The organism is Rummeliibacillus sp. GQ308, assembly GCF_059759115.1.
In genome coordinates this window covers 91,155-111,834 of sequence record NZ_JCAXDQ010000001.1, presented here as the reverse complement: position 1 = coordinate 111,834, position 20,680 = coordinate 91,155, and the positions used below count along the sequence as shown (strand labels likewise).

23 protein-coding genes and 1 riboswitch are annotated in these 20,680 nt (G+C 37.6%); of the genes, 5 read left to right on the top strand and 18 right to left on the bottom strand.

Translation table 11 applies throughout. The annotated features are described in order from the left end of the window. Positions 1 to 56: 56 nt before the first annotated feature. The 4 genes from AC6CHJ_RS00610 to AC6CHJ_RS00595 form a co-directional block, all read right to left on the bottom strand. On the bottom strand, positions 57 to 194 hold the full coding sequence (locus tag AC6CHJ_RS00610; protein WP_173668500.1) for an RAxF-45 family protein: 138 nt from the start codon (positions 192 to 194) through the stop codon (positions 57 to 59). A 234-nt stretch (positions 195 to 428) separates the two neighbouring features. Beyond that, entirely contained in the window at positions 429 to 1,310 is an 882-nt protein-coding gene (locus tag AC6CHJ_RS00605; protein WP_498286984.1) for a GNAT family N-acetyltransferase, read from the bottom strand. Between the two features lie 141 nt (positions 1,311 to 1,451). Continuing rightward, the gene (locus AC6CHJ_RS00600) at positions 1,452 to 2,366 is read right to left on the bottom strand and encodes an N-acetylglucosamine kinase (protein WP_498286983.1); all 915 of its coding nucleotides are present in this window, start codon (positions 2,364 to 2,366) and stop codon (positions 1,452 to 1,454) included. Positions 2,367 to 2,415: 49 nt separating this feature from the next. Then, positions 2,416 to 2,913: a hypothetical protein gene (locus AC6CHJ_RS00595; protein ID WP_498286982.1), complete on the bottom strand. Its 498-nt coding sequence runs from the start codon at positions 2,911 to 2,913 to the stop codon at positions 2,416 to 2,418. 139 nt (positions 2,914 to 3,052) lie between these two features. After that, a riboswitch (PreQ1 riboswitch) is annotated at positions 3,053 to 3,097 on the top strand. 7 nt (positions 3,098 to 3,104) lie between these two features. On the opposite strand from AC6CHJ_RS00595, the gene AC6CHJ_RS00590 reads away from it, so the two are divergent. Then, positions 3,105 to 3,593 carry a QueT transporter family protein gene (locus AC6CHJ_RS00590; RefSeq protein ID WP_498286981.1) on the top strand — a complete coding sequence of 163 codons (489 nt, stop codon included), beginning with the start codon at positions 3,105 to 3,107 and terminating at the stop codon, positions 3,591 to 3,593. Positions 3,594 to 3,735: 142 nt separating this feature from the next. Here AC6CHJ_RS00590 and AC6CHJ_RS00585 read toward each other — a convergent pair whose 3' ends face one another. Both AC6CHJ_RS00585 and AC6CHJ_RS00580 read right to left on the bottom strand, forming a co-directional pair. After that, complete coding sequence (locus AC6CHJ_RS00585; RefSeq protein WP_147195520.1) at positions 3,736 to 4,086, bottom strand: VOC family protein; 351 nt, start codon at positions 4,084 to 4,086, stop codon at positions 3,736 to 3,738. A gap of 329 nt (positions 4,087 to 4,415) precedes the next feature. Further along, positions 4,416 to 6,023, bottom strand: a complete 1,608-nt coding sequence (locus AC6CHJ_RS00580; protein WP_498288496.1) for a long-chain fatty acid--CoA ligase — start codon at positions 6,021 to 6,023, stop codon at positions 4,416 to 4,418. Positions 6,024 to 6,203: 180 nt separating this feature from the next. Here AC6CHJ_RS00580 and AC6CHJ_RS00575 point away from each other — a divergent pair, with 180 nt between their 5' ends. Continuing rightward, a complete protein-coding gene (locus AC6CHJ_RS00575; RefSeq protein ID WP_066791620.1) occupies positions 6,204 to 6,527 on the top strand; it encodes a YflT domain-containing protein in 324 nt (107 codons plus the stop codon). Positions 6,528 to 6,907: 380 nt separating this feature from the next. Here the strand turns inward: AC6CHJ_RS00575 and AC6CHJ_RS00570 are convergent, their stop codons facing one another. After that, complete coding sequence (locus AC6CHJ_RS00570) at positions 6,908 to 7,267, bottom strand: hypothetical protein (protein WP_249775238.1); 360 nt, start codon at positions 7,265 to 7,267, stop codon at positions 6,908 to 6,910. Positions 7,268 to 7,538: 271 nt separating this feature from the next. Between AC6CHJ_RS00570 and AC6CHJ_RS00565 the strand changes: the two genes are divergently transcribed. Continuing rightward, positions 7,539 to 7,829 carry a hypothetical protein gene (locus tag AC6CHJ_RS00565; protein ID WP_498286980.1) on the top strand — a complete coding sequence of 97 codons (291 nt, stop codon included), beginning with the start codon at positions 7,539 to 7,541 and terminating at the stop codon, positions 7,827 to 7,829. A 393-nt stretch (positions 7,830 to 8,222) separates the two neighbouring features. Continuing rightward, entirely contained in the window at positions 8,223 to 8,924 is a 702-nt protein-coding gene (locus AC6CHJ_RS00560) for a DUF421 domain-containing protein (protein WP_498286979.1), read from the top strand. Between the two features lie 219 nt (positions 8,925 to 9,143). Here AC6CHJ_RS00560 and AC6CHJ_RS00555 read toward each other — a convergent pair whose 3' ends face one another. From AC6CHJ_RS00555 to AC6CHJ_RS00545, 3 genes are all read right to left on the bottom strand, one after another. Further along, on the bottom strand, positions 9,144 to 9,953 hold the full coding sequence (locus tag AC6CHJ_RS00555) for a hypothetical protein (protein ID WP_498286978.1): 810 nt from the start codon (positions 9,951 to 9,953) through the stop codon (positions 9,144 to 9,146). 372 nt (positions 9,954 to 10,325) lie between these two features. Next, the gene (locus tag AC6CHJ_RS00550; protein ID WP_498286977.1) at positions 10,326 to 11,264 is read right to left on the bottom strand and encodes a DNA/RNA non-specific endonuclease; all 939 of its coding nucleotides are present in this window, start codon (positions 11,262 to 11,264) and stop codon (positions 10,326 to 10,328) included. A 219-nt stretch (positions 11,265 to 11,483) separates the two neighbouring features. Next, positions 11,484 to 12,422, bottom strand: coding sequence for an L-threonine 3-dehydrogenase (locus AC6CHJ_RS00545; protein ID WP_147195530.1), 939 nt, complete (start codon positions 12,420 to 12,422; stop codon positions 11,484 to 11,486). 239 nt (positions 12,423 to 12,661) lie between these two features. Here AC6CHJ_RS00545 and AC6CHJ_RS00540 point away from each other — a divergent pair, with 239 nt between their 5' ends. After that, positions 12,662 to 13,297: a hypothetical protein gene (locus AC6CHJ_RS00540; protein WP_392995483.1), complete on the top strand. Its 636-nt coding sequence runs from the start codon at positions 12,662 to 12,664 to the stop codon at positions 13,295 to 13,297. 175 nt (positions 13,298 to 13,472) lie between these two features. On the opposite strand, the gene AC6CHJ_RS00535 is transcribed toward AC6CHJ_RS00540, so the two are convergent. From AC6CHJ_RS00535 to AC6CHJ_RS00500, 8 genes are all read right to left on the bottom strand, one after another. Continuing rightward, the gene (locus AC6CHJ_RS00535; protein ID WP_184117530.1) at positions 13,473 to 13,811 is read right to left on the bottom strand and encodes a YolD-like family protein; all 339 of its coding nucleotides are present in this window, start codon (positions 13,809 to 13,811) and stop codon (positions 13,473 to 13,475) included. A gap of 59 nt (positions 13,812 to 13,870) precedes the next feature. Further along, positions 13,871 to 15,127, bottom strand: coding sequence for a Y-family DNA polymerase (locus tag AC6CHJ_RS00530; protein ID WP_498288495.1), 1,257 nt, complete (start codon positions 15,125 to 15,127; stop codon positions 13,871 to 13,873). Between the two features lie 253 nt (positions 15,128 to 15,380). Continuing rightward, positions 15,381 to 16,169 carry a carbon-nitrogen family hydrolase gene (locus AC6CHJ_RS00525; RefSeq protein ID WP_498286976.1) on the bottom strand — a complete coding sequence of 263 codons (789 nt, stop codon included), beginning with the start codon at positions 16,167 to 16,169 and terminating at the stop codon, positions 15,381 to 15,383. A 166-nt stretch (positions 16,170 to 16,335) separates the two neighbouring features. Then, positions 16,336 to 17,535: a glycine C-acetyltransferase gene (locus AC6CHJ_RS00520; protein ID WP_184117531.1), complete on the bottom strand. Its 1,200-nt coding sequence runs from the start codon at positions 17,533 to 17,535 to the stop codon at positions 16,336 to 16,338. A 68-nt stretch (positions 17,536 to 17,603) separates the two neighbouring features. Continuing rightward, on the bottom strand, positions 17,604 to 18,323 hold the full coding sequence (locus tag AC6CHJ_RS00515; RefSeq protein WP_147195540.1) for a YczE/YyaS/YitT family protein: 720 nt from the start codon (positions 18,321 to 18,323) through the stop codon (positions 17,604 to 17,606). Positions 18,324 to 18,333: 10 nt separating this feature from the next. Next, positions 18,334 to 18,816, bottom strand: coding sequence for a Cys-tRNA(Pro) deacylase (ybaK, locus tag AC6CHJ_RS00510; RefSeq protein ID WP_498286975.1), 483 nt, complete (start codon positions 18,814 to 18,816; stop codon positions 18,334 to 18,336). A 14-nt stretch (positions 18,817 to 18,830) separates the two neighbouring features. Then, complete coding sequence (locus AC6CHJ_RS00505; protein ID WP_392995488.1) at positions 18,831 to 19,250, bottom strand: hypothetical protein; 420 nt, start codon at positions 19,248 to 19,250, stop codon at positions 18,831 to 18,833. A gap of 278 nt (positions 19,251 to 19,528) precedes the next feature. Beyond that, on the bottom strand, positions 19,529 to 20,155 hold the full coding sequence (locus AC6CHJ_RS00500; protein WP_147195544.1) for a DUF7010 family protein: 627 nt from the start codon (positions 20,153 to 20,155) through the stop codon (positions 19,529 to 19,531). Between the last annotated feature and the right edge of the window lie 525 nt (positions 20,156 to 20,680).

The following is a 20,680-nucleotide window of genomic DNA, read 5'->3' as shown; positions in this document are numbered from 1 at the left end:
AAAAAAGACTGCTATAACTAAGCAGTCTTCCCTTAAAAATTGTGAAAAGAATGTTGTTAGTTAGCTAAAACACTATTAATTTTTCTAAAAAAGGGCACACTTGTCCCGTTAGTAGCAAAATCAAAAGCAATAACAGATGCAAAATACATAGCTGTATTTACTTTTACACCTGTTTCCATAGCTAACTTTTCCATTCTTCTCACCTCCGTTCACTAAAGTTATTTCAATATTAACACATTTCAATAAAAAAAGCGCCAAATGGAATAAAATAGATAAAAATTTCGAATTTAGATTTTCGACTCTCCATACTATGCATTTTGATTAAAGAGGAATAGAAGGGTATACGCCAGTTGAATAGCCCCCTTCCTTATATAATTTATTTTTATAAGTCCCGTTATTTAATATAATCTAACATAATATTTACTACTTTAAATTTCTTTCACCATATATACTTGCTGAGCTGTTGTTTGGAAACCTATCCTTCTTAAGGCATTATAGGTTTTTTTACTTTTATTCATTGGTAAATTAGGAACTGTTCGATTGATATTATCTGTAAAATCTCCAAAAACACAGCCGAGTAATTGATAGATAATCACTTCAGCGTCTACTCGTTCTGGTTTTGCCTCACACTGATACATGATGGTACCAGTATGGACACCTTGATCATTATAATTCTTTTTGTAGTAAGCGTAGCCGAGTACATCACCATTTTCTTCTTTTACGAGGAGACCCTCACCACTTTTCGCGCTTTGCCATCGGGTCTGCCATGGATTCGTCGATTTATAAAATGGTAGTTGACCAATTTGTTGTAGCGTTACTCGTTCAACCGTAAATTTTCTTTTTACCTCACCAATTAGATTTTGTTTTTGCTTTCCATTAAGATTTAAGAATTCTACAGTATCTTCCACAAGATAACCCTTCTTCTTATAGACGGAAATGGCGATCGTATTTTCACTTATCGCCTCAAGTGTTGCTATATTTACATTCTCCTTTTTTAGAATGGAGAGCGTTGATTCTATTAGTAATTTCCCGATCCCTTTACCTCTATAATCCTTACTAACTCCGGTGCCGCCATTCCAAGCAACCTTTTTGCCCTCATCCATTCTTACACCGTTCATCACAATCCCTATTGGTCGATTGTTTTCAAAGGCGATGATAGATAAAGCAGGTGAAAGATCTTCCATAACCATTCTTGTTAAAAACTTTTCCGGAGTAGTGGTTGCATCCACAAAGTATCCTTCAAACCCATCGTTCCAGGCTGTTACCGCATCTGCAATTGTACAATCTACTAACCTCTTAATCGTTATCATTTTATTTCCCCCTTAACAGCGATACGTCCTTACTAGGTATGCTCACCTCTCAGGAAGAATTCCATTATCATGGGAATCATTCGGAGAAGTTTCTACCATTGCATCAAGCTTAGCAACTTTTGGAGTGTATATAAAAAGCATTCAATTAGAAGGAGATTCACCTTTTGACTTCGCCAGGTAATAGCATCCCGCCGTAGAAGATATATCTTCTGTTATAAACTGAACGTTTTGGATTCGCTGGCGAAGAATTTCAGTGAATTTTTCTTGTACAAAAGGAATATTAACGAGAATACTGCCCTTTATAGCAATAGCCACTTTTTCCTCTTCTTTGTAATGTAATTTTTTATATACATTCCATGTCAGCTCGGCAAGCTCTTCTCCTGCCTCACTTAAAATTTGCAGCGCTTTTTCACCGCCTATTTCAGCTTCTTTTACAATAACGGGTACGAGGCGTGCAATTTCTGCCTTAGGAGAGGAATAAACAAAATCTTTTATGTCCTGAACAGAGGTTTGCCCCAATTCTTTTAATACTGTCCTTGTTAAAGATGAATAGGCTACTCCCCGATCTTCCTCTTTAATCATGGCTTTCAATGCTTGAATGACGATCCAATAGCCGCTCCCCTCATCTCCAAGCAAATGGCCAAAGCCTCCTGTCATCTTTTGAATACCGTCGTGCACACCAAAACAAACAGACCCCGTCCCAGCAATCGTCAGGATACCATCTTGCCCTTTAAGAGAAGCTGCATGAGCGATGATGCTGTCTTGTACTATATCTACCTTTGTTTTGTAATAGTTCTTGAAGTGTTGGTGAATGAGCTCTTGATTTAATGAGCTTTCATATCCCGCAATGCCCATATATAAATGCACACACTCTGTTTTTGAAAGCGCAGATTGGCAGGCATCGACTGCCTCCATTATATGATGAAGTGCTCTTTCTTCATGTATGAGCACATTGCCAAACCCCGAAATACTTGTATGCAATAGATTCCCGTCTAAATCAAAAGCAGCTGCTTCCGTCTTTGTGCCCCCTGCGTCGACTCCTATTATGATTTTCATTTGCTAAACTCCTTTCGTGTTCCTAAAATAAAACCTCCATATAGGTAGCTTATACCCTATGGAGGTTTTCAAATTGCTTAAAAGCTTTCATCATTTCTTGGTGCATAATGTTTGGCTTTTGGACTGCAATCCACAATATATCAAATGACTCTACTGCCGATTTTCTTTTTTCTAAACGTTGTTGAATCTCATCTCGGTATTCTGGCTTAGTCACAATCGTTGTTACCTTACCAATCCCCGGATATTTCTTCAAAACGATGGACTCGATTTCATGCCAATACAATTCATGATTGCTGAAATCTATTGAAACTCTTCTTTTAGTCCAGGCGATTCCTCTTTTTTTAATACGAGCAATTAAAAAGTAAAAACCCGTAAAGGCAAAAGTGAAATAGACTACAATACCGACAACAACCATCACAATTTCTCGCCAGCTCCAGCTTCCTGCCTGCGTTTCATGTGATACTTGGGTAAGCACGCCGAGCACTGTTACAAATCCGCCAAGAAGCAAAAAAAGAATGCAAACGTTTTTCGGTAAATATTTCTCCATAAAATGCTCCTTTTAAAGCAAAGGCACTGCTGTTTTTGTTCTTCTATTATAACGAATCTTACAGAAAAGAGCTTCTTTGAGTGTTTGCAAAAGCATTTTGACAACCCGGCTAAACAGGAGTAAAATAATGATTTGCTCTAAACACGTGGTTCGAGACCATCCCACGTAAAAAAACTAGGGGGAATACAATAATGAAAACAAAGTCTCTCGCAATCAGCGGTATTATTGCGGCTCTTTATGTTGCCGTTACATTGCTGATCGCGCCTTTTGGATTTACTGCGATACAATTCCGTCTCTCGGAAATGTTCAACCATCTTGTTGTTTTTAACAAGAAATATATGATTGGAATTGTAGTAGGTGTAATAATTGCTAATTTCTTTTCACCACTTGGCGTATATGATTTAGCTTTTGGTGTTGGGCAATCTGTGTTAGCACTTACGATTACGATTATTTCCATCCGTTTTATTAAAGGACAGTTAGCGAAGATGATATTTAATACAATCGTCTTTACAGTAACAATGTTCTTAATCGCCATTGAACTACATCTTCTTTATGATCTTCCTTTCCTTTACACATGGTTTACATGTGCTGTAGGTGAACTTGCCGTAATGGCTGTGGGGATTCCTGTAATGATGGGGCTTAATAAACGCATTAACTTTAATAAATTGATAGAAGATTAATTAGAAAAAGGACATGTGGAATACTAACGTGTTCGGTTTTAAAGTACAAAATTCGAATTAGCCTGCAAAAAAGCTCAGAGAATAGCTCTGAGCTTTTTTATATAGTAGTTTGTTATACATTAGCACTCTTTAGTACAATAGATTAACATTTGCAAACCATTAAAATATTCCCATCAAGGTCCTTGAAATTAAACCAGTGGTTATGCTCAATTTCTGTGGTTAATTCAACATTCTTCCCCTTCATATACTCATAGGCTTGTTCTATATTGTTCGTATTCAAATGAAAAAGAGGAGTTTTGAAAATATTGTCTTCTGAATAAATCTTACTATCTAATACAATTCCTGTACCGTTCATAGGTAATACATACAAATGACCAAATAATATTTCACCATCTATTGGCAAGCCTAATATATCACAATACCAATTACGAGCTTCTTCAATGTTGCTCACAGGAATAAACACAGTACCAATTTGATTTAAAATAGGGTTCATAAATAACCTCCAAATTTTCGTTTTATAGATTTAATTCGTGGTCACATAATTATTTCCTTCTTGTTGTACCATTTTTCCCCATAGTTTAATAAGTCTTCCTTCAATTTAATATAAATCACCAGTAACTTCTTCCCATTTTTAACAAGTAACAATTCGTATATTAATTTGCAAATAAACTATCACATTGACCATAAATTCTATCATTCTGCTAAAAGGGTACAATTTTAACTGCTATGTATAGTTAACCTCAATATACCAACAAAAAATGCAATCCAATTCAATGCTAATTGGATTGCTAATTTGTATATAAAATAAAGTTTTTGTACCTGTTATTTTCTCAACTCATGGATATCATCCCTAAGCTTAGCCTTTAAAAACTTGCCAACGGAAGTTTTCGGAATTTCATTGAGAAACACTACATCATCCGGCACCCACCACTTTGCGAATTGGCCTTCCAAGTAACTTAGCAACTCTTCTTTTGTCGCGGTGCTCGCTTCTTTTAAGACGACACATGCAAGCGGTCTTTCCTGCCATTTTTCATCAGGCATTGCAATCACTGCCGCCTCGAATACTTGCGGATGTGTCATTAAGGCATTTTCAAGATCCACAGACGATATCCACTCGCCGCCACTTTTGATTAAATCTTTCACACGGTCGGTGATTTTAATATAGCCCTCCGGCGTCATCACAGCGATATCACCTGTATACAGCCAACCGTCCTTGAATGCTTCTTTTGTTCTTTCATCTTTATAATATTCATCCGCAATCCACGGCCCTCTAACTGTTAATTCCCCCATCGTCTTGCCGTCCCATCGTACTTCCCCTTGTTCATTTACGACGCGCGTTTCAAGTAGTGAAACCGTTAGACCTTGCGTGGCACGAATATTGAGCTTGTCTTCTTTAGACCAATGCTGCATATCAGACGTATAGGTGGATAAACTAACGATTGGCGTTGTTTCTGTCATGCCGTAACCGACAATGAACGGGACATTATATTTTTCTTCAAAAGTCTGGATTAGCCCTTTTGGAGAAGCAGCTCCACCACAGACAATCACGCGCAAGGATGAAATATCTCTCTTATTTTGTTCCAATTCTTTTAAAACACCGAGCCAAATAGTGGGAACACCTGCTGTGATGGTAACTTTCTCTTTTTCAATTAAATCAAGCAGCAGAGATGGCGTGAACATTGGACCTGGCAGCACCTGAGTTGTCCCAAAGTTGACCGCAGCAAACGGCATACCCCATGCATTGACATGGAACATTGGCACCACTGGCATCGAAACATCGTTTTCACGCAATCCCAGTGAATCTGCCAAGCCGAGCGCTAAACTATGGAGCACCAAGCTGCGATGTGTGTAAACTACACCCTTTGGGAAACCTGTCGTCGCACTTGTATAGCACATCCCAGCCGGCATATTTTCATCCAGGTCCTCAGGAAACTCATACGTATCGCTCGCATCTTCAAGCAATTGTTCATACGAATAGACATTTTCCAAATCTGTTGGCAATAGCTCATGGTTGTCTTGCATTACGACAATATGCTTTACAGATGTTAATAATGGTATTGCCTTCTCTATTAATGGAAATAAATCGCCATCAACTAATAGGATTTCGTCCTCCGCATGATTGATAATGTAGACAATATGCTCAGGTGACAAACGAATATTGATCATATGCAATACGGCGCCTGCACAAGGTACTGCAAAATAAGCTTCTAAATGCCGATGATGATTCCATGCAAAAGAACCTACCTTCATTCCTTTTTTCATACCTAGCTTCGTGAGCGCCTCCGCCAATCTCCTTGTCCGTCTCCCGAACTCTCGATAGTTGATTCTGTGAATCATATTTTCAGCTGTTCGTGAAATAATTAGTTTCTCTGGAAAATAGCGCTCTGCTCTTTTTACAAAATCAGTTAATACTAATGGCGTTCCCATCATTGTTCTACCAGCTCCCTTTTGTCTACCTTCTTTCAAATCTATTAACTCTTTCTATATTTATGCTGGTTAAGAGCTTTTAATGAATGCTGGTTGACTAGATTAGTAAATTTAAAGTGGGCAGGTTTAATCTTTCTTTTTCAGGGAATACCATAAATATAATCAACAGAGGAGGAATTTTAAATGGTTACAAAAATTACAGTAGAAAACGCAGTACAAGCGAAAGAAGAAATCGAAAAATTAGAAGCTCAAGGCTACAGCCGTGATGATGTCTATGTATTCGCACACTATCAAGAACGCGAAGATGATATCGCTGATGCATTAGATACAGCTGAGGTGGGTATGAAAGAACAAGGTTTCTTCAAATCCATGAAAAACTTAGTGGCTAAACGCGGTGATGAATTACGCACCGAAATGCAAGCTGTAGGTCTAAGCGAAGCAGAAGCAGATGCCGGAGAAAAAGAATTAGACCAAGGCAAACTTGTATTAGTAGTTAACAAAAAATAATTCCCTTCCCTTCATGAATTGAGCATCCTAAAAAAAAACACGGCTAGGTTAATCAACCAAGCCAAAAAAGTTCCAGTCATCCTTTCGATGATTGGAACTTTTTTATGGTAACCTTTTATTTCTCTAAACTAGGAAAATTAATGAAATTGGAACATATAGTTTATCAGCCGTAACCTACAAAGAGATCTTTCCGTTTGTTTATATACAAATTGATTAAGTTTCAGAAGAATTAGCTGATAAAACAATCATAAGCAACTTCAAGGGATTAAAATATGTAATAACGGATGATGGTAAGTATTTAACCTTTGGAGGACGAATGAAACTTTCATTAAAATAAAGTACCTTCTCTATATGAGGAGGTTACTCTTTTAGTAATTTATTTAATAAAGAGGTATAGCTGGAATTATAGCATTTGAGTTTGGTATATAGTTAGGTGTATTATATTTCCCCTTGCTATAAGAAGATTCTTGTATATATTTTAATGATTCTTTGTACTGCTTGCGCAATTGGTTTTCGAATTGTTTAGGAGTTATTTCTTTGATATTATTCAAAAGTTTTTCTTTATTTTTTTCAGGCACGTACATACTTATTCCGTACTCATCACTAAGTTTAGTCAATACCTTGTTGTAAGGAATGAGTAAAAAGTCAATATCTGCATTATTCGGTTTACCATTTGCCGTACCAGTTGAACATACGGTTACTAAAAGGCATAGCAAAGATATCACTAAGATTTTTTTCATTGCTCCCCTCCTTATAGTCTACATAATAAGTATTATAATAATTATATGAAAACTCTTTCTGTAATATTGATTTATCTTTTCTTCAATCAGTAAAAACAAAAGTATACTATAATGTTATATTTAATTTATTATACTTAATTTTGGTAAATAGGCAAGAGAGCAAAACATCTGAGTTTTATTTCACAAAATCCAGATATTTAAAAGAGAAATATTGGAACTATAGTAATTTTTATTTACCAAAAGAAAGATTAGAAGAAAGAAGGTGTGTTTTATGTTGGATGGGACTAATCAAGAGTTAAGAAGAATTCGTATTACATTAATAGTAATTGCCATTCTTATTTTATTTGGAGCTGGAGGCAGAACCGTTACAGACGATTACGATCCAAACGACTGGGATCCAAATCTAATTAATTCGAATATGGTTCAATTAGGCGATGGATACTTTGGGGTGCTTACAAGCGATAATAACGATGTGTATCAAACCATGAAAGTATATTATTTCGATAAAGTAAAGAAAAAAGTTATCTTTATCAGTGAAAGAGACTTAAACGATATGGAATAGATACGCATGGCCCATTGTGGAATAACAGCTTCAACTAAACTGCCACTTTACTTGAAGAAAGAATGAAAAAGTCTACCTTGAATGTGTGATGGAAAAAAGTTATTTAATTTTAAAAGCTCAAGCAAGCATAACCCCGTTCGAATTTAGGACGGGGTTAAAAATATAGTTATTTTTTTAATTTAAGTAACTTCACTCCACTATACTAAAAAATATAACTATTAAGCCGTTTGAAAATCTTAGTTTTATACCACAATCGCGCCCGCTAAGATAGTGATTACTGCACCCTCAGTTAAAGTCTGAATAAAGATATGTTAAGACAGAGAAAAATACCTTCGAATAATTATTGAAATTTAGGTGAAAATTAAAAGGATTAGTTTCGAAGGATGTGACATTGTGGACTTTTTTTATGGACAAGAATCTCTCTCTACAATTCAATGGGCACTAAGGGCAATTGTCGCCTTTTTCTTCTTATTTCTTATAGTCAAAATAATGGGGTTACGTTCTATTTCCCAACTACGACTACTTGATTTTGCAATGGCCATATTAATTGGGAATGTCATTGCTCACCCATTATCAGATGAAGGGTTAGGATTAAAAGGTTCATTAGTTTCAATGTCTATTCTAGTCAGCCTTTATTTAATTTGTTTATATTTAATGAGTAAGTTTATCCCATTTAGAGAATTTGTTGCACCTCCGCCAGTCTCTCTTGTTAAGAATGGTGAAATTAATTTGAAGAATTTAAAAAAAGCAAGAATTTCAGTTGATGATGTTTTATCTGAAATGAGAAAACAAAGTATTGTAGATTTAAAAATGGTTGCCTTAGCTTTATGGGAACCAGATGGAGAGATTTCATTTTTTTTATCTCCAGAGCATCAGCCTGTAACGAAATCAGATATCAGTATTACACCTCAACCATTTTCATATCCACATGCAATTATTAAAGAGGGGAAGATTAATTATAAGATGTTAAATCATTCACCCTACAATGAAGAAACCCTTAAAAACAATATAAAGACAACTTATAACGTTGAAATTAATGAAGTCTTACTCGCAACACTCGACCAAAATAATCAATTGCAAATTTTCCTTAAATAGAGAATCCTTAGTTGGATTCTTTTTTATGTAACCAGCCTATTATATGGCCCGTTAATGAAAACGAGAGCTGATCCTTATTACAGAATCGCGCCCGATGGCTAAGTGGGTTTGTACCACCAGGTTATTAGTAATAGAACAAGAATAGTAATCAGAAAAAAAGAGCTATCTTCCTTGTGGAAAGTCGCCCTTTATTTAAAACACGACAATTGGCGTATTTTATCAAGAACCTACAGTTGTTTTCAATATTTCAAATTTCCCTTGTTCATCCACGGTAAACATGACACTATTATTACGACTATCCGTTCTTCCTAAGCTTTTTTTATGAGGGCTAGAATATATGGTTTCAACAGCTATCTTATAAATGCCCTCTTTTAGCACGTGGCTCTTCTCGAAATCATCCACAATACTTTGAGCATTGGGAACAGTTTTACTATTTTTGTACGTATTGTAATAGTATCTAAAATTAATGACTCCTGTATAATTAGCATGTTCTCTAGGTTTACTATCTTTTAACATTTTCATTATGTTGTCAGTGTTTATTTTTTGTTCGCGTTTGAATTTTACAATTAATTCCTTTTCTTGTTGTTCATCTATATCTACACTCAAATAGTAATAGAATTTTGGAGTCTTTTTATTAAAGGAGAATTCACTTAATAAGTTATACTTTTTTGTTATCTTATCGGATTGTTTCAAAACATCACGATGTTGTTCAATATAAGCTCCTTTGAATATTTCTAGAAAAACATCACGACTTGTTTTTTCATCAATTTCAAGTGAGTTTTCGTTTACATTTAAACTAGTAAAAGTTTGGTATGGTTTTCTTATTTCTACTTTGGTCTGTATATCAGAAATTCCAAACCCTTGACTAGTAGAAAGAATTTTAAAATCCTCATTCTTTATCCCGTAGTTTTTGGATAAATAATCTCCTATAGGTTTTTCTACTAGTTTTGAATTTTTAACGCAACCACTTAATAGGACGAGTGGTATGCTCAGTAATAAGGTGAAAACAGTTACTTTTAGTTTCCTCATTCACATTTCCCCTTTCCTATTATATACTTCATACAATCATCGTTGGGTTTTTGCCCATCCCCAAAAAACTTATGTTATCTTAATTAATTCTTTAATGGAAGGAAAGTTCCTTCTTCAACTAAACTGTCTCGTTAATTTAAGTGTAACACTTCACATTGTATCGCCAAACCTTCTTGATGTTTTACTAAAGCTACACGTTAGTTGTATAAAGCTACTCTAGCGTAAAATAAACCTCCATGTTCTAATTTGAAACTATAAAAAATGACTAAACCCTTTATAATCAAGGTTTAGTCATTTTTTGGATAAAAATCGATAATGGCCTGTATTTATCTATCCTCTTTGAAACTTATTTTGTCTTCAATTCTTAGATGCTTATTCCCCTACCATACCATCATTATCTCGGTCATCCATATATGGGTATAACCAATGATTCCTTGTTATGGGCATACTATAACCTGCTGCTTTTGCTTCTTTAATCGTCACCTGTCCATCACCGTTTATATCAACCCTAGAAATATCGTTCTTTTTGTTTGAACGAGTTGTAGTTGAATTGGGCGTCTTATTGCCAGTTAGACCGAGCGATTTGTTTACTTTATCAGGGTTTACATTATTAAATTTATCAACGATTTTCTCACCCTTTATCGTATAGGTATACTGATAACTTGAGGGGATTTGTGTTTTCGTATTAGGATAGGTGATAATTGCTTCAAAGTTAGTAGCCCCGCCAGCTTTACGAATGGCATCTTCCATATATGCTTGATCACCATGTCGGTTGAGTGTACTTTCTTGTGGAGTAATATTGTAAGCATTTGATACCCCTCCGAGAGAATCCGCAATGATATGTCCTTCATCTAAATCTGCTCTTTCAACACCTGGAACTTTTGCTTCGTCAGGGTAGTATCTACCAGACGATGTTACTGGTTCGGTACGGTCATCTTGTAGAACAATTTTGTCGGCAATAACACGAACCAGTTGCCCATGCTCATTCGTAAATCCCCAATATTCACGATTTCCAAAACCAATGTCAACGACGACGTTTGATTTTCGATACCCGGAAAGATCACCACCATCAACTTTAATAAGTTTATATCCTGAGAACAGTTTTTTATTTGGTTTAGTTGGTGTTTTCTTTGCTACTGTTTCACCAATAACCGAAGTGATAGTTTCATCTTTTTCACTATTTTTATTTGTATCAACTGTGTTTACTTCTTGTGAATTTGTTTCTTTATCTTTAATGGATGCACCTTCAGTACAACCAACTATAAAGACGGTCGTTAAAAGTAATATTATGTAATTCATTTTCCTTTTCATGTTAGGACTCTCCTGTAATAGCTTTATAGTATTTGTTTCAAGATATACTTTATCATAAATATATCCATTTACCTTATTGGTTTTAATTTATTAATAAATATATTTCTTTAAGAATTAAAATCTGAATAAGTAAAAAGAGGCCTGAAAAGTGATTTGCCACTTTTTCGAGCCTCTTTTTCATATAGGATTAGCATTTTAAAATGCTGCTCCTTGCCTAGTCTATTTTAATTTTTCTTTTAATACATTTAACATATCGATTGTCATTGCGTCTAAATCAAATTTTGCTTTAAAGCCCCATTCTTCTTTTGCCGCTGTTGGATCAATCGAATTCGGCCAGCTGTCTGCAATTGCTTGGCGTACAGGGTCCACTTTATAATCCATTGTAAATTCTGGCATTACTTTGCGGATGGAAGCTGCAATTTCTTCTGGTTCAAAGCTCATCGCTGTTACATTGAATGCATTACGGTGAATGAGTTTTTCTGGATTTGCTTCCATTAAGTCAACGATTGCTTGCAATGCATCAGGCATATACATCATGTCCATATATGAACCTTGTGCGATATAAGAAGTATATTTTCCTTCTTGTACAGCTTTATAATAAATATCCACCGCATAGTCTGTTGTACCGCCGCCTGGAGGAGTCACATTGGAGATCAATCCAGGGAAACGAACGCCGCGCGTATCTAAGCCGAAACGTGTGAAATAATAATCGCAAAGAAGTTCACCCGCTACTTTATTTACGCCGTACATAGTAGTCGGACGTTGTAATGTGTCTTGAGGCGTATTATTTTTCGGTGTTGATGGGCCAAACGCGCCGATAGAACTTGGTGTAAAGAATTGCATATTTAATTCGCGTGCTACTTCAAGAGCATTCACAAGGCCGCCCATGTTTAAATTCCAAGCGAACAATGGTCTTTCTTCAGCTGTTGCTGACAACAACGCTGCCATATGCATGATTGTATCTGCTTCAAAATTCTTCGCTAATTCATGCATGCGCTTTGCATCAGTTACGTCTAATTTTTCAAATGGTCCTGCTTGGTTGGCACTCTCTTTTATATCTGTAGCTAGTACATTTTCGGTACCATATTCTTTTCTTAGCTTCGCCACTAATTCTGAACCGATTTGGCCAGACGCGCCTGTTATCATTATTTTTTTCATTGTATAATCCTCCCTCTATTACATACAATTGTTTTTACTGACAGTACATTTTCTCTTCCTGAAAACATTTGTACTCTCACAGTGTACAAATAAATCCCTTAATACCTATTATTTAAAGTGTTTTTCCGGATTTATTATATACTGTATTTCTAGAAAGCACAACCAGTGCTCATCTACTGATTTCGCCTGGGACTTTTTCTGAATTTTCATTTATACTAAACGAAAAAAGGAGTGAACGAATGGAATTAGTAAAATTAACGCTCATTTATTTATTTGCCATCCTAGCATGCTCTTTTCTGCTTTTAATGGATATCCCTACATGGCTAATCGTTATTTTGCTTATCTTATATGTATTTATGTTTACACTTTATCCCCACTTCAATGCACTATGGTGGACAAACAATCTTAAAAAAATCGACCGCTTCCTTAAAAGAAATAAGCAAAAAGCATTGTTTGCCTATCCATACGCAATCGCCCATGAATCTTTAGCAGAACAAAAAGACGCGCTTCAACGAATAATTTCCACCCACCAACAGCCTTATATCAAACATAATTACGCATGCTTGCTTGCCCTACTAGAAGAACATTACGATCAAGCGCTGACTGAAGCAAAACAAATTCAGAAAGAGCCTTATCAAAGCTATATGATTGCCCACAGCGAAGTCTTGCTTGGAAATATTGAGAGCGCACGTGAAATGATGCCGCAGTTAACTGAAAAGTGGATGGTGCCGTCGATTGAAAGTTTGATTTCTTATAAAGAAGCTAATCAGGAGGAATTTGGCCAGCATTCTTCGCTAGCTATAAAAAAAGCAAGAGGCGTGCAAAAGTATTTGCTGTATTACAGCTTTTCACACATGGAAAAAAAGAATAATTGATTTGGGTCACTCACGGCTAGATTCGGGTCACTCGACTGGTTATTTAAGTCACTCAGAGATCCATTCGGGTCACTCATTCCATTTTAGGTCGCTCACTCTTGAATTCAGCTCACTCGACTGGTTATTTGAGTCACTCAGTACTACATTTGGGTCACTCGGGTTCGATTCGGGGCACTCACGCCAATATCTCCAAATGAATAATACAGTCCACATCCACCCAATGATTTTTAGAGAATGCATGTTGATCTTGTATTAACAGTTTTTTCTTTTCACTGTTAAGGTCGGCAATGATGCCTGTAAAGCTACGGCTCGTTTTATCATGCCATACTTCTACGATTACTTCTTTTTTGCTGTAGTATGCTTGTAGTACTTCCTCTTCTAACGCCTGCAGTGTCCATTCGTCATATGCAGGTTTTTTGATTTGCTTTAATTCACTTTGCCAGTTTTTCAAACGTTGGACGTGTTCTGGCAGCATCATAGCCGTCCACTTGATATTCCCTCGGTCGCGTAGCACTAACACACATCTCCTTTTATCCCGTCTCGCATTAATAAGCTGTAAAATCCCCTTAGACTTTAGCGCTTGTGCCCTCCAAGCAATCCGTCGCGTCCAATCGCAGTACCTGCCTCTGTATACGAAACGGCGCGAAGTATAGCTGTCGAACCGTAATGTGCACGAAGGTGATCCATCGCGGCGCCGAGCTTGCGGCGTTTCCAGCGTTTTGTATCAAAGAGGCTAAGCTGCAGTGACTGTTCTGATTCTAATTTTGATATGCTAATGCTGATTTGTCGCACAGGACGTTCGTTGTAATGCTCTTCAAAAAGCTGCAGGCATACACGATAAATCGCCATTGTATCATTGGTCGCTTCATCAATCGTTTTTGCGCGTTGGAAGCCTCCGCCAAAAGCATCGCGGCTATACGATATGCCCAATGTAATGGTGCGGCCCACTTTATAAGCTTCCCTTGCCCGCCTTGCTACATCCTCGCACATTTCAAGCAGCACGATGAAGATTTCCTTTTTCGTATGGTAATCGCGTTTTAATATCTGGCTTTTGCCGAAACTGATTTGGCCTTCGACAATTGGTGCTTCTCCTACGGTAGATAAATCAATCCCCCATGCATGGTGGTAAAGCTGGTTGCCCATAATGCCGAACTTCTCTTCGAGTGCAGATAAATCGGCATTTGCTAAATCGCCCACTGAAAAAATACCCATGTGGTTTAGCGTTCGTTCGGTGCGGCGTCCAATTCCCCACATTTCAGACAGCGGCATAACAGGCCATAGCTTTTTCTCAACGTCCTCAAAGTCCCACTTTGCAAAACCTGTTTTTTTCGCTTCTAAATCGAGTGCAAGCTTTGCTAGAAGCATGTTAGGTCCCATACCGACAGTACTTGGAATCTCAAATTGCTTGTAAAGCTCATCCTGAATGGCACGCGCTGTTTGTTCTGGATCCCCCCATAGCTTCTCCGTGCCTGTTAAATCAATAAAGCTTTCATCAATACTGTAAACATGAATCACTTCGCTCGGTACATAGCTCGTAAATAACTTAGTGATTTCAACAGACATACGCACAAAGTACTCCATCTTTGCTTCAAATACATGGATATCGGGGTGCTTCGGAATTTCAAATAACCGAGTGCCCGTTTTTATTTGGAAACGTTTTTTCGCAATGGGAGATGCAGAAAGCACGATGCTGCTTTGCTGCTCCAAATTACCAACAACGGCAACCGCTTCATTCAGCACATTCAAACCAGCGAGTGTCGCCATGCAGCTCGCATAAAAACATCGCATATCTATACACATAATCGATTTATTTGGCATATTTTCATACAGCACAGCGAACTCCCTCCATTCAATAAAGAACATTTGTTCTAATTCTAAAATGAGACAAGTGAGATGACAAGTCATAAAGAGCATTTACCAAAATGTAACGTTTTATTTTCTAGATAAAAATAACGAGAGAGGAATGTAGAAAGGGTTTGTGGATATATTATATTCACTGAAAGGATGGATATACGTTTATATCCAAAGAGGCAGGTTTTAACAATAAGTAAAAAAGCGAGAGAAATAGCTTCTCTCGCTTTAATCACAATAGAATATCCTTGTATAAATCAGGCCGCCGGTCATCATAGACAGGGATTTGATCTCGCACTTCATCGACATTAGAGAAGTCCACGTCAATAACAGCAAGCTCTTCATCCTCGTTCCCCGTCCACAATACTTCACCCCAAGGCCCAATAATCATGGACTGTCCATTGAAATTTTCTTTCTTATTGCTAATACGGTTAACAGCTATAACAAAGCATTGATTTTCAATGGCTCTTGCTTGGAGTAACAATTTCCAATGATCGATTCTTGGCGTCGGCCATTGGGCTACAACGAACAACGCTTTTGTTCCATTTAATGTATGAAGGCGCAGCCATTCTGGAAAACGGATATCATAGCAAATAACGCCCGCCGCCTGCAAGTTGCCTAGAGCAAAGTTGTTCTTTTCGCTTCCTGCGGATAAATGCAAATGTTCATCCATGAGGCTGAAAAGATGGACTTTATCATATTCTCCTACTAGTTTGCCCTCTTTATCGACAACATACATCGTATTGTAGAAATGATTATCTCTCTTTGTTGCTACAGAGCCACCGACAATATCGATGCGAAGTTCTGCAGCTAAGTCCTGCAAGAATTTCTTAGTTCTTTCCCCATGATCATCCGCTAATTCATTTAACTTTTTCAGCGCATAACCTGTATTCCACATTTCCGGCAAGACAACAAGCTCGGCTCCTTTACTAGTACTTTCGCCAATGAGCTGTTCAGCTCTTTTAAAGTTCTTTTCCACATCACCAAATGCTATATTTAACTGAATGCATCCTATCTTCATGTTTGTACACCTCCATTTGAACTTTTCGCTCCCATAATAAACTTTCAATTCTGAAAAATATACATATTATTCTATCTTTTCTGAACCAAAAAGTATATAAAAACGAGATTTAAGAAGAGCCCTTTAACATAAAAAAATCCCGCCAAAATGGCGAGATTTTAGGATATTAAGAAATAACACCAAGCTCTTTACCGACTTTTTCGTAAATCGCTAGCGCTTTATCAAGCATTTCTTTTGTGTGGGCAGCTGTTGGCATATTGCGTACACGGCCAGTGCCTTTTGGAACGGTTGGGAACACAATCGATTTCGCATAGACGCCTTCTTCAAGAAGACGAGCTGAGAATGTTTGTGTTAATTTTTCATCGCCGATAATGCATGGCGTAATTGGTGTTTCTGAATGACCGATATTAAAGCCTAATTTTTTCAGGCCGGCTTTTAAGTAATCGCCATTTTCCCAAAGCTTGTCATGAAGCTCTGTAGAGTCCATCAGCATTTGAACTGCACGTGTGATAGCAGCTACGTCACCTGGTGGTAATGCTGTAGAGAATAAGAATGGACGTGAACGGACTTTTAACCAGTCGATTAGGTTCTTCTTACCAGCTACATAACCGCCGACAACACCGATTGCTTTAGATAATGTACCGATTTGGAAATCAATCTCATTTTGAAGTCCGAAATGTTTAACTGTCCCTTTCCCTTTGCCCATTACACCTGAGCCATGTGCATCATCCACATATGTAATCAGATCAAATTCTTTTGCGATTTCTACGATTTCAGGCAATTTTGCCACATCGCCGTCCATTGAGAAAACGCCATCTGTGATGACCATAATTTTATTATATAGGCCTGATTCTTTCGCTTCTTTCGCTTTTTGGCGAAGATCTTCCATATCAGAATGGTTGAATGCAATAATTTTCGCTTTTGATAGGCGGCAGCCATCAATAATAGACGCATGGTTTAGTTGGTCTGAAAGAATGGCATCATTTTTGTCCATAACAGCTGAAATAGCAGCCATATTACAATTAAAGCCTGATTGATAGGAAATAGCCGCTTCTGTTCCTTTAAACTCAGCCAATTTTTCTTCTAACTTCACATGCAAATCAAGCGTACCGTTAATTGTACGCACAGCGCCTGCACCTACGCCGTATTTATCAATTGCCTTTTTGGCAACTTCTTTTAATTCAGGATTTGTCGCTAATCCAAGATAGTTATTGGAAGACAAGTTAACTAATTCTTTTCCTTTAACTTGGATTACTGGACCATTCGCGCCTTCAACGGCATCGATTTCGTTGTATAATCCTTGGTCGCGAAGCTGTTGTAAATTTTCGTTTAAGAATGTATTAAGTACGTGTGACAAAGTCCTCATCCCTTTCCTGCATATCTATAACGTATTGTAGCATATCTATTTTTAGTTTTGCATTTCTATGCCAGTCACTACTGCTCTATGATTTCTTTTTCTACTTGCTTATTTTTACCGTCATCTATTTTCATACATTTTTTCAAAGCCTTCTCGCTATACCGAAGTGCTACCTGGATGATGGGCCCTAGTGCGAAGACCATTACAACGGTACCAATGCCAACAGGTCCACCAAGGAAGTAGCCGACGACCGCTACAGTGAATTCCATGAAGGTACGTGCCGAAGTAATGCTCCAGTCGAGTTTTTCAACAAGCAACAGCATCACGGTATCTCGTGGCCCTGCCCCAAAATGGGCCGGTATATACAGGCCACAACCGATAGCGATGAGAATGGTACCGAGAATAAAATCCATTAATTGAAAAGCGAAGTGATGCGGATCTGGCAAAAGCCAGTTGAAGAAATCAAGGAAGAGTCCGACCACAATCATATTAAGGAATGTGCCAATATGCGGCCATCGCCTAATACCAATCGAGGATAGTGTCACAATGAGAATGCCGATTATTTCCGACCATGTACCAATTGATAAACCAAACTGTTGATACAGGCCAATATGCAGCACATCCCATGAACCGACGCCAAAACGCTGGCCTTTTACTGTCAGTGCAATCCCCAGCCCAATAACCATCAAGCCAGCGAAAAAGAACAGCAAACGCCACGTATTTACTTTCTTCACTTCATCCCTTCTTTCACCATTAGAAAAAGAAAGCCATGCATGAACATGCCTTTCTTCATTCATTACTTCTATTTTAAACTAGAGATGTGAATTTTGCATGTGCCGCTTTTGCTAGACTTTCCGGCGACAAGCAAATTTGCATACCAATCTTTCCAGCTGAAACAAATATTTCATCTAGTTTTTCTGCTGCATCATCAATCCATGTAGGATACTGCTTTTTCATACCAATCGGCGAACAGCCCCCTCTGATATAGCCTGTATTCGGCAAAAGCTCTTTCACAGGTAGCATTTCTATTTTCTTTTCGCCAACCGCTTTTGCTGCCTTCTTTAGATTCAGCTCAGAAGCTACAGGGATGACAAAAACATAGAGATTGCCTTTGCCGCTTGTTGCGATAAGCGTTTTATATACACTCTCTTCTGCCTGCCCGATCTTATGCGCTACTGCTACGCCGTCAATCTTCCCGTCTTCCACTTCATATTCCGTCAACGTATAAGGGATTTTTTGACCATCCAACAAACGGACGGCATTTGTTTTTTGTATCTTATGTTTTGCCATAGCAATCTCCCCTCCTAAATGAACATGTAGATGGTTGGTTCAGCAAATTGAAAGCCTTGTCTGGCCATGCTGGTTTGAAAAGTATAACGCGAAATTGCTCTTTCCCTTATGTGCTGCTTTGATGGTACTTGCTCAAATGTAGACTCCTTGAGAGATGTATTCGTTATTTGAGTAACAGGATCATTATGTATGCGCCAGATGCTATTCTTTCCTATGTCTTTGCCCTTTTGGTTGCGGGCAGAAGCAGTATACTCTTCATTGTGCTCCTGATCTGTCTTTCCCGTCAACAAATTCAGCAACGTTTCAATAGATGATCTCGGCTTATGATATTGAGCGTTTCTCCGGTAAGTCTCATCCGCTGTTTTATGACGAAGCGCCCTCTTGCGGTTTTCTATATCCGTATACTGTTTTTCCATAAGTGACGAAACATGCATGGCAACACCCTCCCCCTTTTTATCATGCCTATATAGTCGAATACACTTACAAATAAGAGCTTTTTTATCTTCATCTATTAATATATCAGAAAAGTGGAAATAGCCGAATGGGATCCAGAATATTTTCCACTATTTAAAATTAAACTTGCAACCTCGATAGAAAACCGATAGTCTCAGTAATTGAAACTAGATTCTGGAGGAATAAAGTGTAACAACTAAAACCACAACAGCAACAAAGTTTTTGTATGTTCACCTAAAACGACCAATGTGTAACAATATTATTGGTCTCGTGCCATCCTAAGTAGTCTCCTACCCACGGACAAAATCACAAGGCTGGTTATCCATAATATCAACATAGAACCCAAGCCAACCAATGTCCACCATGTGTTAATCTGATGCGGTCCAAGACTGGACTTCAAAGGCACAAAGAGTAGTGTCACAATCGCGAGCAGACAAAGAAGCGTTCCTGTAACATAATAAGCCTTGACTTGGAAAAGGTAAGCAAGAGGAAAGAAGTGCACCCCAACAATTATAGCCATAATCGGAAAAAACCAATCGAAATGTCCAACAGTATTGCAAATGATAGCAGCAATAATAATCAACAAAAATTCTGTAGCAAAAACAATATTAAACCACTTGTTGACATTGACATTCTTAGAACCATGGGTATTTGTACTATCCAATTTTCGGGAACTCCTAATCAATGCAATCCCCGAGAAAAATAAAGTAGCACCGATAAATATTGCAAGAATTAGTAACCAAATAGAACCCAAGCCCTGCAAACCTCCAATACCAACGTCCGCCCAGACTGTCCCGAAAAAGGCCATAAACATAACCCCGGAAGCAGTCCCACGAATGTCCGCTCTAGAAATAACGCTTTCCGACACACGAATCTCCCTCTCCATTAAATTTCCACCTCCACAACATGTTTCTTTAAATTGCCCTTAAATGAATTAAGTGCTTATCCTTATTCAAGGATTGTGCCCCACAAGGGAAAATCTTATTGAAGATAAGCACAAGTTAGATTAAAGCTTTAGCTCCGCTCACAGTACTTTTCTAAATAAAGAAAAAACAAACTCTTCTCACATTATATTTTATAGCCAATTATATAATTCTACATCTCCATCTATTTCACCTGTATACTTCCGTCAATATAAAGAAGCCCTTAATCTCGGAGATTAAGGGCAAACTATATACTGATTAATATTTTTTGGATTTGTAATATTTCTTGTACTTCCATCTTTGGACTAAAAGGAATCCTATTAAAACTCCTATTGGCCCTGAGTAAGTCGCTGGCTCTCCAATAAAGATAACTGAGCTTACATAACCAGTAAGAATAAACAAAGATAAAAATAATGATATCCCATTTTTCGTGTAGTAAATATTCTTTCATTATGCTCCATTCCTTCTTGAAAACCATAAAAGTGTCT